The sequence below is a fragment of the Thermosynechococcus sp. B1 genome, assembly GCF_030322985.1.
In the GTDB taxonomy this organism is placed as follows: Bacteria; Cyanobacteriota; Cyanobacteriia; order Thermosynechococcales; family Thermosynechococcaceae; genus Thermosynechococcus.
In genome coordinates this window covers 912,349-926,137 of record NZ_CP096573.1, presented here as the reverse complement: position 1 = coordinate 926,137, position 13,789 = coordinate 912,349, and the positions used below count along the sequence as shown (strand labels likewise).

General features: G+C 50.3%; 10 protein-coding genes, 3 pseudogenes and 1 riboswitch. Of the genes and pseudogenes, 3 read left to right on the top strand and 10 right to left on the bottom strand.

Annotated features, from left to right (window positions below):
• Positions 1-25: 25 nt before the first annotated feature.
• From M0644_RS04745 to metE, 4 genes and pseudogenes are all read right to left on the bottom strand, one after another.
• A complete protein-coding gene (locus tag M0644_RS04745; protein WP_149818634.1) occupies positions 26-640 on the bottom strand; it encodes a GNAT family N-acetyltransferase in 615 nt (204 codons plus the stop codon).
• A 63-nt stretch (positions 641-703) separates the two neighbouring features.
• Positions 704-1,361, bottom strand: a pseudogene (locus M0644_RS04740) (NAD(P)H-dependent oxidoreductase).
• A 128-nt stretch (positions 1,362-1,489) separates the two neighbouring features.
• Entirely contained in the window at positions 1,490-1,726 is a 237-nt protein-coding gene (locus M0644_RS04735; protein ID WP_286626829.1) for a His/Gly/Thr/Pro-type tRNA ligase C-terminal domain-containing protein, read from the bottom strand.
• Positions 1,727-1,896: 170 nt separating this feature from the next.
• Entirely contained in the window at positions 1,897-4,149 is a 2,253-nt protein-coding gene (gene metE / locus M0644_RS04730) for a 5-methyltetrahydropteroyltriglutamate--homocysteine S-methyltransferase (protein WP_286626828.1), read from the bottom strand.
• A gap of 290 nt (positions 4,150-4,439) precedes the next feature.
• Positions 4,440-4,585, bottom strand: a riboswitch (cobalamin riboswitch).
• 151 nt (positions 4,586-4,736) lie between these two features.
• On the opposite strand from metE, the gene M0644_RS04725 reads away from it, so the two are divergent.
• Positions 4,737-5,180, top strand: a complete 444-nt coding sequence (locus M0644_RS04725; RefSeq protein WP_286626826.1) for a SufE family protein — start codon at positions 4,737-4,739, stop codon at positions 5,178-5,180.
• A gap of 117 nt (positions 5,181-5,297) precedes the next feature.
• Here the strand turns inward: M0644_RS04725 and M0644_RS04720 are convergent, their stop codons facing one another.
• The 3 genes from M0644_RS04720 to thrS all read right to left on the bottom strand — a co-directional run bounded on the left by M0644_RS04720 (position 5,298) and on the right by thrS (position 9,010).
• Positions 5,298-6,080 (bottom strand): glycosyltransferase, encoded by a 783-nt coding sequence (locus M0644_RS04720; protein ID WP_286626825.1) that lies wholly within the window; start codon positions 6,078-6,080, stop codon positions 5,298-5,300.
• 39 nt (positions 6,081-6,119) lie between these two features.
• Positions 6,120-7,127 (bottom strand): transposase, encoded by a 1,008-nt coding sequence (locus M0644_RS04715; protein WP_399373867.1) that lies wholly within the window; start codon positions 7,125-7,127, stop codon positions 6,120-6,122.
• A gap of 68 nt (positions 7,128-7,195) precedes the next feature.
• On the bottom strand, positions 7,196-9,010 hold the full coding sequence (thrS, locus tag M0644_RS04710) for a threonine--tRNA ligase (RefSeq protein ID WP_286626823.1): 1,815 nt from the start codon (positions 9,008-9,010) through the stop codon (positions 7,196-7,198).
• Between the two features lie 248 nt (positions 9,011-9,258).
• On the opposite strand from thrS, the pseudogene M0644_RS04705 reads away from it, so the two are divergent.
• A pseudogene (locus M0644_RS04705) lies at positions 9,259-9,798 on the top strand (response regulator); the annotation flags it as partial.
• Positions 9,799-9,964: 166 nt separating this feature from the next.
• Here the strand turns inward: M0644_RS04705 and recR are convergent.
• Positions 9,965-10,573 (bottom strand): recombination mediator RecR, encoded by a 609-nt coding sequence (gene recR / locus M0644_RS04700; RefSeq protein ID WP_286626821.1) that lies wholly within the window; start codon positions 10,571-10,573, stop codon positions 9,965-9,967.
• Positions 10,574-10,580: 7 nt separating this feature from the next.
• The gene (gene prfC, locus M0644_RS04695; protein WP_149818617.1) at positions 10,581-12,206 is read right to left on the bottom strand and encodes a peptide chain release factor 3; all 1,626 of its coding nucleotides are present in this window, start codon (positions 12,204-12,206) and stop codon (positions 10,581-10,583) included.
• 44 nt (positions 12,207-12,250) lie between these two features.
• On the opposite strand from prfC, the gene galE reads away from it, so the two are divergent.
• Positions 12,251-13,282 (top strand): UDP-glucose 4-epimerase GalE, encoded by a 1,032-nt coding sequence (gene galE / locus M0644_RS04690; RefSeq protein ID WP_286626820.1) that lies wholly within the window; start codon positions 12,251-12,253, stop codon positions 13,280-13,282.
• Positions 13,283-13,305: 23 nt separating this feature from the next.
• On the opposite strand, the pseudogene M0644_RS13190 reads toward galE, so the two are convergent.
• Positions 13,306-13,672, bottom strand: a pseudogene (locus M0644_RS13190) (transposase); the annotation flags it as partial.
• Between the last annotated feature and the right edge of the window lie 117 nt (positions 13,673-13,789).

Here is a 13,789-nt window from a genome sequence, read left to right as displayed (position 1 = left end):
GAACGACTATCTAGATTTCAGCTTTCTAGCGGCGGCGGGGACGGCGATAGGTCAACCGCTCGGAGCGATCGCGCTCGTAGGCAATCAGCCGGCCATAGATTTCGTGCTTGGTTAAGTTTAACGAAAAAAAGACATGCCGCCGCGGATTGCCAAAACCCTTACGGGTAAAAAACTTTACTGCGGGCGTGTTGGCCGGATCGGTATCCACCAGCATAAATCGCGCCCCCTCCTCAATCATCCGCTCGATGAGCTTATCCACCAGCTTATCGGCAATGCCCCGCCGCTGATAGTGGGGATGCACCCCCAGCCAGTTAATGTAGCCATACACCCATGGGGCTTTGCTAATAATGGTGCCCAAGATGAACCCGACCACCTGAGAATCCGCCTCGGCCACCAGACAGTATTCGGGATCGGTGTTATAGAAACCAATGACCTCCCACTCATCCCAGATGCGATAGAGCGAGGGATACAGATCACTGGTGAAGAGTTCCTCGCCAAGGTGAAACACGGGGGCAATGTCATCAATGCCCATCTCGCGAATAATGATGTTAGTGGGTTCAGAGCGCTCTTCTTCTTTGGCGGGAACGATTTCTAAATCAACTAAATTGTGGTCAATGGGATCATCGGTGTGCAAAGACATACAAAGGCGAGTACCGAGCTATTTCTAGCTTAGCCTATGTCCAGCGGGGTCAATTCGTGAACCTTAGCGCACTTCCACGACTGCCTCTAGGGGATAGCGTACCTTGGGCAAAGTCGCATAGTTGTCATCGGCCGCTCGATAGCCCGCTGCACATAGAACGACGGCATGATAACCTTGGGTAGGTAGACCGAGAAGGCGATCATATTCTTGGGGCAAGAAACCCTCCATCGGGCAGGTGTCAATGCCCAGCAGCGCCGCCGTCACCATAAACTGACCCAAAGCAATATAGACTTGGCGGGTTGACCATTCATCAACATTGAGGGGGTAGGGGGGTGAGTGCAAAAAGCCCTTGACCAAGTCCCCATACTTTTGCAGATTTTCCACTGCGGTTTGGTGGACTTCCGCTTGCCGTGCAAGGTAGCGATCAACGTCCGTAGCATTGAGATTGGTTTTAATGGCAAATACCACTAAGTGGGAGGCATCCACCACCTGTCGTTGATTCCAAGTGTGGGGGAGCAGGGCTTGGCGTAGCTCAGGCGTCTCAATGACGTAAAACTTCCACGGTTGCAGGCCAAAGGAAGAAGGAGCCAGTACCAGACTTTGTAGAAGTGTTTGCCACAGATCCGCAGGAATTTTGCGATTGGGGTCAAATTTCATTCGTGGCGTAGCGCCATTGCAGTTGTTGCAAAACCGTTGTTGGTGAAATCGGTGCTTCAGTCATTCTGTTCCCTAGAGAATTGATTAGAGCGATTACCCGAAGGGTACGCTACGCGATCGCGAGAACCACTCGCCGCTCATTTTGACAAACTATTAAAGGCGAGGTCAACTGCCCTGTAGATCAATTGCCCACTATTGCCACTGAATATCGGCATCCATCGCAGTCATGGCAGAGGTGAGTTTTTCAACCAGTTCCTTAACAGGGAAAGCGCCGACATCTCCCGCTGCACGGATGCGGATACTCACAGTCTCGCTTTCGACTTCCTTGGCACCCACAATGCCCATCACAGGAATTCTCTGGGTTTCAGCATTGCGGATTTGTTGACCTAGCGATCGCCCGTACGATTCACACTCATGCGGATATCCCATCAGCCGAGGATCAGGTGCCCCTACCAATCATGGAGCAGGTCTTTAGGCATGGGGCAGCCTTCTTACAAGCATTGCCCCGCTAATCGCAGGAATGGAAACGCAGTTTTGAGTGGTGGAAAAATCCTGCGATTTTAAGGGGGCAACGGTGCGCTGGCAGCAACAACAGATCCTCAGTTGGTAAGACGAGCCCCTCGCAATTGCTGGGCGGCGGCCACCATGTTTTTCAGTGAGGGAATTACTTCCTCCCAGCGACGGGTTTTCAGACCGCAGTCTGGGTTAACCCAAATCTGGTCACTGGGTAGATGGGCGATCGCAGTCTCCAGCTGCTGAACCATCTGCTCAACAGTGGGAACTGCCGGACTATGAACATCATAAACACCATTGCCCACCTGCTTTTGATAGCCGGCATCAGTAATTTCAAACAGCGTTTCATTGTTACTGCGGCTATTTTCAATGGACAACACATCTGCATCTAGGCGCTCGATATGTTGAATAATGTCGCCAAACTCTGAATAGCACATGTGGGTATGAATTTGGGTTTCTGGCTTAGCCACACCAGCCGCCAACCGAAACGCATCGACAGCCCAAGCCAAGTACTCCTGCCAACGTTCCGGCTTGAGGGGTAATCCTTCCCGTAAAGCGGGTTCATCAATCTGGATAATCTTTGCCCCAGCAGCTTCTAAATCGGCCACTTCATCCCGTAGAGCCAAGGCAATCTGCATCGCCTGTTCGCTACGCGGAATATCGGTGCGGGTAAAGGACCAGTTAATCATGGTCACAGGGCCCGTCAGCATGCCCTTGACGATTTTCTGGGTCAACGATTGCGCCACCTTAAACTCTCGCACCGTCATTGGCTCGGTTCGCGCTACATCCCCATAAATAATGGGTGGACGCACACAGCGACTGCCATAGCTTTGCACCCAGCCGTGTTCAGTAAAGGCAAAACCAGTGAGCTTCTGGCCAAAGAATTCCACCATGTCGGTGCGTTCAAACTCACCATGCACCAATACATCTAGGCCAATTTCTTCCTGCAATCGAATGCATTTGGCAATTTCAGCATCAATTGCTGCTTGGTACTCCGCAAGGGTAATTTCTCCGCGCTTGAGCTTCACCCGCAATTGCCGCACTTCTGGGGTTTGCGGAAAAGAACCAATGGTAGTTGTCGGAAAGAGCGGTAAGGTGGGCTGCAGTTGGCGGCGTTGTTCATAGGGCATAGCCCGTTTCAGATCGTTGACGGTTAAATTGCGCAACCGCTGTTGTACCACTGGATTCACAGGCCTAAATTCCTTAAAGGCCTGCCACTGGGCTTCAATCTCTGCCAATTGGGGGTGCTGGGCAAGGGCTTTGGGACTCTCCTGCAGCGTCTGTGCCAATAGCACCACCTCATCCAACTTTTGTTCGGCAAAACTCAACACCCGCCGCAATGGCTCTGGTAACTTCACTTCTCGTGCTGCATCGTAGGGGACAAATTGTAAAGAGGCTGAGGGGTGCAACCGGATATTAGTTGTGATACCCTGAATCGCTGCTAAGGTTGACACGACAGGTTCTGGGCAAATTTTCCAAATGTTTCGGGCATCCACAATACCCACTCCCAGCTGTTTATCCGCAGGGAAACCATACTGCTGCAATAATGCCAAGTTCTGCCCACGGGTAAAATCTAGACTAATGCCGGCTACGGGCAACGTCACCACCCAAGGATAGGCAGCGCCGAGATCATCAAAGTAGGTCACTAGGTAAATCGGCAAGCCAACTTGACAGAGCGCATCAAATGTTGATTCATACAATTCCCTGAAGTTGTTGGTGTCCCCAAAAACCAAGGCAGGTTCGTGGATTTGTACCTCAACCACCCCTAGGTTCTTCAATTCAGCCAACAGGATAAGATAGCGCTCCACTAGGCAAGACAACGCTTCCTCTAGATTCATCTGCAGCCGACTCAGCCGTAGCAGGGTTAAAGGCCCTAGCACCATGGGAACGGCGCGATCGCCCAAGACCCTTTGGGCACGACCGATGATCCCCAGAAAATCACTAAAGTCCGCTGCCTGAAGAGGCTGACTCATTTCGGGAACCAAGTAGTGATAGTTGGTGTCAAACCATTTGGTCATCTCAAGGGCTGGAATTCCCTCTCGACCGCGAGCCATTGCAAAGTATTGCTCCAACCCTGTAAAGGCTTGATACCGCTGTGGGATGAGGCCGAGGCGGACACTCCAGTCGAGAACGGGATCGTAAAAACTGGTATCGCCAACGCCAATGCGATCAATGCCAGCCTGCAGTTGCGTTTGCCAATTTGCCAATTCAATCTCTTGAACTGTTTGTAGCAAATTTTCTTGATTGTATTTGCCATTCCAAAAGGCTTCCAATGCCTTTTTCAGCTCACGATTTTTACCAATGCGGGGGTAGCCTAGCGTTGCAGTTTGAATGGTCATTGTTGCAGTACCCTGAGTTTTGACAGTTCTCTCAATAGACAATGAAAGCTGGCTGTTTTCAGTCCAACAAGCAGTGCACTTCCAGTATCATCAGCAGAACCTAGCGTGGGTCACTGCAAGAGGAGCCCTTGTCTAGGTGCTTGTAGGTACTTGAAAATCTCCAAAATCACTTGTGCTACAGTAACGGCAGGAACCTTGCCAGAAAAGGGCGGTAGGGGGGGTCTTTATCTAGGCAAATTAATGAAAATTGAAGCATGAAGAACATCATCTGTACCTCGCAGATGTTGGCATAACGACATTCACAACTCGGCGGGCATTCTGACTGAGAGAGTAGTGCCTCTCATCACAGCTGCGGGACAGCGGCAGATTTGCACTGCACTTTCCCCCTTGCGTCTGATGGCTGATCCCCACCAGAACCGAGTGAGTACATTCAAGGCTAACACAAGTTATGAGTTAAGGGTAAGAGCACGGCGGTCTATTGGTATGAAAAGCTGCCCCTAGGTTGACTGCTGCCGTTATTGTGCAACTGCTGAGGCTAAAATGAGAAATAGTTATCATTTTTCTCAGCAGCGTTCTTCTAGGTAAATATGCCCTCCGCCTGCCAGCCTTTACCGGCTTCCCTCGATCGCATTGTTCAGCGGTTCCAACAGATCTCAGATCCAAAGCGGCGCTATGAATACCTGCTGAGCTTTGCAAAGCGCCTGCCGCCATTTCCTGAGGAGCAGAAGGTCGCCGCCAACCGCGTGCCCGGCTGTCTCTCCCAAGTGTACGTGACAGCCTCTTTAGAGCAGGGCAAGGTGATTTTTCAGGGGGATTCTGACGCTCAAGTGACGAAGGGATTAGTGGGGCTATTGGTTGAAGGGTTGAGTGGGTTGACACCTGCAGAAATCCTGCAGTTAAAACCTGACTTTATTCAGCAAACCGGACTAAATGTCAGCTTAACCCCCTCGCGAGCCAATGGCTTTTACAACATTTTTCGAACGATGAAAGCCCTAGCGTATCACTTGGCCGAGACTTCGTGTCACACTTAAAGCCTCAGCTGATGGGACTACAGCAGCAAAAGCTGGACTGGTTGCTAGAGAACACCTTTACGAAGGAGGATAATCCCTTAGTTGTAGGATGACGCAGCAATCCCCGCAACGGGGACATTAAGCTTCGTTTAAGGATTTAACACTTCTGCTTGTACCCCATATTAGAGAAGGTATGTACTTAGGAATAACAACTCGAATAAATAAAGCACAAATAAGAATTAATATTTGTAAAAGCAAGTTTTCTCCAGTTTCTACCTGTAAACGGAAGAAATCACATAAAACTGATAATTTATCAGTTGATGAAATACCGCCAAGCATAAATTCTCCGGCAATAAAATCGCATCCGTGAAACTTACAGCCATTTTGAATAGCAGTTTTGATAAAGAAGGAGTCTGCGCCAACTGGAAATCTATAGGAATAGTATCCTAGTTGCCTATGAAGATCGGTTTTAATTAGAGTACCAACAGCATGGGAAGATATGTAGGCTCCGGCTGAAAGCAACCACGGTCTTCCCTTATTAGGGCGCCTTAATCGTTTACCTAACCACACATGTGCTGATAGTATATCTGCTTTCGTAGAGCAAGCAGCTTTTCTAAACAACTCTATTGCATTCTGTTCTAGTACATCTCCAGCACCTAAAACAAGATAATAATCTCCACTTGCAATTTTAAGTGATTTATTGATCGCATGATATAAACTAAAATCTGGTTCTGAGATAATTTTGATATTTAAGCCCTTTGTAGACTGAATAATACTAATGGTATTATCAGTTGAAGCACCATCTCCAATAATCCATTCAAAGTTTTTATCCGTTTGATCTTGAAGGCTTTTAATGGTTCGAGTAATCGTATCTTCGACATTGAGAGTTGCCGTAATAATTGATATAAAAGGATAGGTCATAATGCAGAAGTGTTGAATTCTGCAACAAAACTTAACATTTTAAGTGACCAGTAGCTCTGGCTGCCAATCAAAGCTCCAATGCACTATTGAGCAGCGACGACTGAGTTCCAGTTGCAAATATCGCAATTTGTCTAATAGCTTCTTCCCAAAGTATTCAGGTATCTCCACCAGCTCTAAAATTAAATAGGCAATTAAAACCATATAAATCTGATTTATCACCCCGTTCAAACTCTTCGTAATCAACTTGTCTAATGATAAATGCATCTTCAGAAATTTCCATAGGTTCTCAATCGCCCACCGATGCCGATATAACTCACTCACTTCCTCATCACTCAGCTCCTTTAGATTTGTCGCTATACGAAACTCCGTTTGATTCTCGTCAAAAAATTGAACCACGCGATATCTCTCATGATTGAGCTTCATTCTCATGTTATTCTTGATACGTACAACAAATGGGCACTTCCTCTCACTTAGTCGCTCTAAAAATTGCCAGCTCGCAAACCCTCTATCCATGATTACAACAGCATTCTCAGGGATCATTTCTAGAATCTCCTCTTGAAAGCTCAGGTCATGTCTCTCCCCAAAAGAAATCACCGCTTTACCCATGATGTTCTCTGTTAAATCAAATCCCGTAAGTAACTTCACTTGATGATATTTATAGAACCAAAAGAGTTTACTGGTCAGGGTAATGATGGTTGAATCGATAGGAAACAGCGTCATGCTTGAAGTACGATGTCTCTTTTGAGCTTGAGACATCAGTTGAGTGTAAATCCCCTCAAATAAGCTGGTTGTCCGAGTTTTGTTGGCTTTGGAAAACGTGGACATATCCACTGTAATCCCTGCATGATTCAAGCGATAAAATAAGGCTCTCATACTGGTTAACCCTTGGTCGAGAACGTAGGTCAACCAGATTTTGAAGAACAATTGAGAGTTCAGCACGGGGTAGTCACAGGGGCTGAGCCGATTGAGAATGGACTTGACAAGAGTTGCAAAAGATGCCATAGTAAATTGATTTTTTCTTCTTCTTTTAAGGGAAGAATATGACATTTCTTCCCTTTTTTCTAGCCTCTCAAACTATCTTTCAACACTTCTGGTCATAATGAGTTAACCTCTAGCTACTGCCACTGAATCTCGGCATCCATTGCATTCATTGCCGATGTTAGTTTCTCGATCAGTTGTTTAACCGGCAAGGCGCCGACATCGCCTGCAGCACGGGTGCGAATACTCACAGTCTCGCTTTCGACTTCCTTGGCACCCACAATGCCCATCACGGGAATTTTCTGGGTTTCAGCATTGCGGATTTGTTTACCTAGGCGATCGCCCGTGCGATCCACACTCACGCGGATGCCCTGCTCTCGCAGTTGAGCGGCCACACGTTCGGCATAGGGGCGTTGCTCATCTCCCACGGGCAACAGGCGCACTTGCTCGGGTGCCAGCCAGAAGGGGAAATCCCCTGCATACTCCTCAATGAGAATGCCAATGAGCCGCTCCAGCGAGCCAAAGGGGGCACGGTGAATCATCACCGGTCGGCGGCGGGTATTGTCCTCAGCAACGTATTCCAAATCAAAGCGCTCAGGCAAATTGTAGTCCACCTGAACCGTTCCCAGCTGCCACTCGCGACCGAGGGCATCCTCAAAGATAAAGTCGAGCTTGGGGCCATAGAATGCCGCTTCACCAATCCCCAAAAAGTACTCCATGCCCAACTGTTCTACGGCTCGCTGAATGGCTGACTCCGCCTTTGACCAAGCCTCATCGGAGCCAATGTACTTGTCGGATTTGGGATCGCGGAAGCTCAACCGTGCCTTGAATTTATTTAAACGCAGACAGCGGAAGACCGAGAGAATGAGGTCAACCACATTCAAAAACTCGACATCCAACTGCTCTGGGGTGACAAAGAGGTGGGAGTCATCAACGGTAAAGCCTCGCACCCGTGTCAAGCCCCCCAATTCCCCGGACTGCTCATAGCGATAAACCGTACCAAACTCCGCCAACCGTAGGGGCAAGTCACGGTAGGAGCGCAGCTCACTTTTATAGATTTGAATGTGGAAGGGGCAGTTCATTGGCTTGAGGACAAAACCCTGCTCGTTGGCTGCCGCCTCAGCATCTTCGGCCATCAGGGGAAACATATCCTCTTTGTACTTTTGCCAGTGGCCAGAGGTCTTAAATAGATCCACACGGGCAATGTGCGGACTCACCACCGGTAGATATCCCCGCTTCATTTGCTCTTTTTTGAGAAACTCCTCGAGGGTTGAGCGCAGAATCGTTCCCTTAGGAGTCCACAGGGGTAGCCCTGGTCCTACAGGATCAGCGAAAATAAAGAGACCCAGCTCTTTGCCCAGTTTGCGGTGGTCACGGCGCAGGGCTTCTTCTTTGCGGCGTTTATATTCCGCCAGTTGTTCTGGGGTTTCCCAAGCAGTACCGTAGATGCGCTGCAGTTGGGCTTTGGTTTCATCGCCGCGCCAGTAGGCACCGGCAACACTTTCAAGGGCGATCGCCTTGGGGTTAATCTCACCGGTGTTTTCCACATGGGGGCCGGCGCACAGATCCCACCACTCATCGCCGAGGTGGTAAATCGTAATTGGCTCTTCGAGGTCTTGGAGAATTTCTAGCTTATAGGGTTCTCCCAGTTCGCGGATACGCCGCTCAGCTTCCTCACGGGTTACTTCCTCACGGATCACTGGTAACTTGCGTTTAATGATCTTGACCATCTCCTTCTCAATGAGCTTCAGGTCTTTTTCACTGAAGGGTTCGGGGTGGTCAAAATCGTAATAAAACCCATTCTCAATCCAAGGACCAATTGTAACCTGCGCCTTGGGAAACAGCTTCTGGACTGCCATGGCCAGAATGTGGGCACTGGTGTGGCGAATCCGCTTCAGCTGCTCCGACTCACTGGTTTTGGGGAGGTGGATAGGGGCAGCAGACTCTGGCATAGGGTGTGACGTATCGAACAAATCTTTGGTAGGGGTGAGACTTCTATTGTGACATTCTCCTGCCCTCAAGGGTGGGTCTTTGACCCCAAATTTTTGGGTTCAGGGACGCTTTGCGGCAGTGTAAGGCGAGTGGTCAACTCCAAAAGACAGGGCTATGCTAAGGTTGGAATCACGTGGTGGTCATGCCACTGCCGCCCTCTATTCACAATCTCTTCTATAGGAATCTTGTATAGGAATGGAGTGTTTCCGTGACTAGCCGCAAAGTCCTTGTCATTGACGACAGTAAAGTAATCCGGATGCGGGTCCGTGAAATGTTGCCAGAGGGCGACTATGAGATTCTTGAGGCCAAGGATGGCCGTGAGGGGCTGCAACTCATTGAGCAGTCTGAGCCGACGTTGATCATGCTGGATTTTCTGCTGCCGAAGGTGAGCGGCTGGGAAGTCTATCAAGAATTGGAGAAAAATGATCTCCTTGGCGCCATCCCCCTCGTAATTATGTCAGGGCGCAAGGAAGAGGTCACCGAAAAGCTCCAAGAACCCTTTGAGTGGTTTGAGTTCATTGAGAAACCCTTTGAAAAAGAACAACTCGAAGCAGCGATTCAAGAGGCCTTTCGCAAAGCTCGTAAGCCCAGACCCGTCAAAGCAGCAGCACCTGCGGAAGTAGCGGCTCCCGTTGCTGTGGATCTCACCCCCATCTATGACAAACTGGCCGCCCTTGAAGGTGCCATTCAAGCTTTGCAGGCGCAATCTGTCAAAGCAAATGACTTTGCTCAACTCCAAGCAACGGTTGCTCAACTGCAACAGCAACTAGCGGCAACAGCTAGTGGTGGGGATGACAATCGCCTCGCCGCTTTGGAAGCGGAAGACCAGCGGTTACACCACGAAGTCGAGCAATTGAAGCGAGCCATCCACCAAATTGTGACGGCATTGCGGCGATTGCAAGGGGGGCACTAAGCTACTGCCACTCAATTTCCCGGCGACCGGCAAGGGCACGGGCAAGGGTCATTTCATCGGCATAGTCAAGATCACCGCCCACCGGTAGGCCAAAGGCAATGCGAGTCACCTTCACAAAAGGCCGCAGCAGCTGCCCCACATAGAGAGTGGTCGTTTCCCCTTCAATACTGGGATTGATAGCCAAAATCACTTCTTTGACCTGTGCTTGGCTTACCCGCTGAATCAGAGGTTGAATGTGCAGTTGTTCGGGCGTAATGCCCTCTAGCGGAGAAATGAGTCCCCCCAAGACATGGTACTTGCCGTGGTACTCACGGGTTTTTTCAATGGCAATGACATCGCGGGAGTCCGCCACAACACAAATGGTGTGATCGTCCCGCTGGGGGGAGGCGCAGATGTCGCACACGGGTTCCGCAGAGAGGTGGAAACAAACGGAGCAGAGTCCCACCTGCTGTTTGGCGTCAAGGAGGGCTTGAGCCAAGGCTTGGATATCGGCTTCGGGACGTTTGATCAGATGGAGGGCAAGACGTTGGGCGGTTTTTGGGCCAATGCCCGGCAGGCGTTGCAACTGCTCAATGAGACGAGCAAGGGGACGGGTATAGACACTACTCATGGGGCAGCTAGGCAGGCACAGCAGCGGCAAGGGGGGCGATCGCGCTCAGGCGCAGTTTGGGATGATCTGCCATTGTCTGTTGCAGATTCCACTCATTCTTAAAGAGCAGCACCGGCCGTCCCCAACTGTCTTTGACGGTGACAGCATTAAAGATGCGGCCAATGGCTGCAAGGGCTTCCCAACCATCCAGTACCCAGCGCGCAACGGTATAGGGGAGAGGGTCAAGACGAGTTTCCACACCGTATTCGTTTAATAGGCGAAACTGCACCACTTCAAATTGCAATTGGCCAACTGCCGCCAGAATCGGTTCTCGTTTCGATTCATCGGTAGAGTACATGATTTGCACGGCACCCTCTTCCCGTAGCTCATTCACCCCTTTTTGGAAGGATTTGAACTTGGAGGGGTTGGGGTTGCGCAGATAGGCAAAGAGTTCTGGGGAAAAACAGGGAATGCCTTCATATTCCAATTTGGGGCCGACATAGAGGGTGTCGCCAATGGCAAACATGCCTGGATTATTCAGGCCAATCACATCGCCCGCATAGGCCGTTTCAAGGGATTCGCGACCTTGGGCAAAGAGTTTTTGGGGGCGAGAAAGGCGGATGGTTTTGCCGGTGCGAGCATGGTTGACGGTCATGTCCTTTTCAAATTTGCCGCTACAGACCCGCACAAAGGCGACGCGATCGCGATGTTTTGGATCCATATTGGCCTGCAGCTTAAACACAAAGCCAGTGAAATGCTCTTGCGTCGGATCAATCGCCCCGCGATCGCTCTTGTAGGCCATGGGTGGCAACGCATAGGTCAAAAAGTGCTCTAGAAACAGGCGCACGCCAAAGTTGGTCATGGCACTGCCAAAGAAGACAGGAGTCATTTTCCCCTGATGCACCAGATCAAGATCTAGCTCCGCCCCCACGCCATCGAGCAGTTCTAGTTCATCCTTGAGTTGGTTGTATTCCAAGCGATAGGACTCAATGTAGGGATCAATGGCAGGATCCCCAAGGGCAATGACCGTTTCAGCCGCAGCACGGCTACCGTGGGTGGTGCGCTCAAAGAAGTGAAAATTCTGCCGCAGGCGATCATAGACGCCGCGAAAGCGATCGCCCATTCCTAGCGGCCAGTTCACAGGATAGGGAATCAGCCCCAGCTCCTGTTCAATTTCATCAATCAGTTCAAGGGGTTCCCGCCCCGGCCGATCCAGCTTGTTGATGAATGTAAAAATCGGCAGACCCCGCAGTTGGCATACCTCAAAGAGCTTGCGGGTTTGGGGTTCTAAACCCTTGGCCGCATCCACCAGCATCACGGCATTATCAGCCGCCGCAAGGGTGCGATAGGTATCTTCACTGAAGTCTTGGTGGCCGGGGGTATCCAAGAGGTTAATCTGATAGCCTTGGTACTCAAACTGCAAGACCGTCGAGGTAATCGAAATCCCCCGTTGTTGCTCCATTTCCATCCAGTCAGAGGTGGCTTGCCGCTGTGCCCGTCGTGCTTTGACGGCTCCCGCCTCGTGAATAGCCCCACCGTAAAGCAGTAACTTTTCCGTCAGCGTCGTTTTCCCGGCATCCGGGTGAGAGATAATGGCGAAATTACGACGTCGTTTCACCTCTTGGGTGATTTCATGGTGTAAGTCACTGGTCATGGCAGAATTTGTAGCAGCTTTTCTAGTGTAACAGATGGACTTTAATGACAATTAATAATGATAATAATTCGCCGCTGATTCTGGTCACCGGGGGCGCGGGCTATATTGGCAGCCATACCGTTTTGGCACTGCAGCAAGCCGGCTTTCAGGTTCTGATTTTAGATAGCCTTGAGCGAGGGCACCGCGATTTGGTCGAGTCTGTTCTTAAAACAGAACTCATTGTGGGTCATATTGGCGATCGCTCCCTCTTAGATTGGATTTTTCAAACCTATCCCGTGACGGCAGTAATGCACTTTGCTGCCTATATTGAAGTGGGCGAGTCTGTCCGCTCCCCCGATCGCTTTTATCAAAATAATGTTTATGGTGCCCTGACCCTCTTACAGGCCATGGTCGCCGCCGAGGTGCCTTACTTTGTTTTTTCCTCCACAGCCGCCGTCTATGGCTTGCCCTCAGAGGTGCCGATTCGCGAAACCTGTCCCTGTGCTCCCATTAACCCCTACGGGCGCTCCAAGTGGATGGTGGAGCAAATTGCTGCCGATATGGGCAGAGCCTACGGCCTCAAGTCGGTGATTTTCCGCTATTTCAATGCCGCGGGTGCGGATCCCGACTCCCGCTTAGGGGAAGATCACCATCCAGAAACCCACTTGATTCCCCTAGTGTTGCAGGCGGCGATGGGACGACGCCCCCACATCTGCATTTATGGCACAGACTACCCTACTCCCGATGGCACCTGCATTCGCGACTATATCCATGTCGTGGACCTAGCCCAAGCCCATGTGCTGGGATTAAAGTACCTCCTGAGTGGCGGCGACTCGCAAATTTTTAACTTGGGGAATGGCCAAGGCTTTTCGGTGCGGCAAATTATTGAAGCCGCTCAGAGGGTCACAGGTTGTTCGATTCCAGTCGTTGAGGGCGATCGCCGAGCAGGAGACGCCGCAATCCTCGTTGCCAATAGCGATCGCGCCCGTCAGATTTTAGGTTGGCAGCCGCAGTATCCTGACATCGAGCAAATCATTGATCACGCTTGGCGATGGCACCAGTACCGCCACGGATCAGGCACAATTGTGGCAATATAGCTATTCCAATCAAGAATGAGACATTATCCAGCACAATACTTGCGAATCACCTCATCCATAGAACGGTTTGACCCTGCATACCTGCGCGCTCGCTTCAGCCCACTCACTTCAGCCCACTAAAGTCATGCTCAACCACATTCAAATCAGGAGAGGATTTCGGTAAAAATAACACCGCGTGACCCGCCGCTTTTACCACTGCCTGCATCCCCCCTTGCGGATGAATCGGTGCATTATCCATAATCAACTAATCAACAGCGATGGTTTCTCTAACGCCGGCAAACAGTACTCACTCAGCCAGCTCACAAACCCTCACCCATTCAAATACCCGCAAAACAGCATTGGGGCTATAAAGTCTTTCTGGTGTCTATACCGTCTTGCCACTAAACGCTCTACTTTTCTGACACTTCCCAACTCTCCATCAATCCGTTAGCCTCGCGCTGACCACCCCTACTCACAGGCCACCTGAGAGTCAAACGCTGTCTCATCATCCGACACAGCCTGAAATAT

What these genes read in the sequence shown, in the direction of transcription:
- M0644_RS04745 (WP_149818634.1), bottom strand. Translation starts at nt 640, where the DNA reads ATGTCTTTGCACACCGATGATCCCATTGACCACAATTTAGTTGATTTA.
- M0644_RS04735 (WP_286626829.1), bottom strand. Translation starts at nt 1,726, where the DNA reads ATGGGATATCCGCATGAGTGTGAATCGTACGGGCGATCGCTAGGTCAA.
- metE (WP_286626828.1), bottom strand. Translation starts at nt 4,149, where the DNA reads ATGACCATTCAAACTGCAACGCTAGGCTACCCCCGCATTGGTAAAAAT.
- M0644_RS04725 (WP_286626826.1), top strand. Translation starts at nt 4,737, where the DNA reads ATGCCCTCCGCCTGCCAGCCTTTACCGGCTTCCCTCGATCGCATTGTT.
- M0644_RS04720 (WP_286626825.1), bottom strand. Translation starts at nt 6,080, where the DNA reads ATGACCTATCCTTTTATATCAATTATTACGGCAACTCTCAATGTCGAA.
- M0644_RS04715 (WP_399373867.1), bottom strand. Translation starts at nt 7,127, where the DNA reads ATGTCATATTCTTCCCTTAAAAGAAGAAGAAAAAATCAATTTACTATG.
- thrS (WP_286626823.1), bottom strand. Translation starts at nt 9,010, where the DNA reads ATGCCAGAGTCTGCTGCCCCTATCCACCTCCCCAAAACCAGTGAGTCG.
- recR (WP_286626821.1), bottom strand. Translation starts at nt 10,573, where the DNA reads ATGAGTAGTGTCTATACCCGTCCCCTTGCTCGTCTCATTGAGCAGTTG.
- prfC (WP_149818617.1), bottom strand. Translation starts at nt 12,206, where the DNA reads ATGACCAGTGACTTACACCATGAAATCACCCAAGAGGTGAAACGACGT.
- galE (WP_286626820.1), top strand. Translation starts at nt 12,251, where the DNA reads ATGACAATTAATAATGATAATAATTCGCCGCTGATTCTGGTCACCGGG.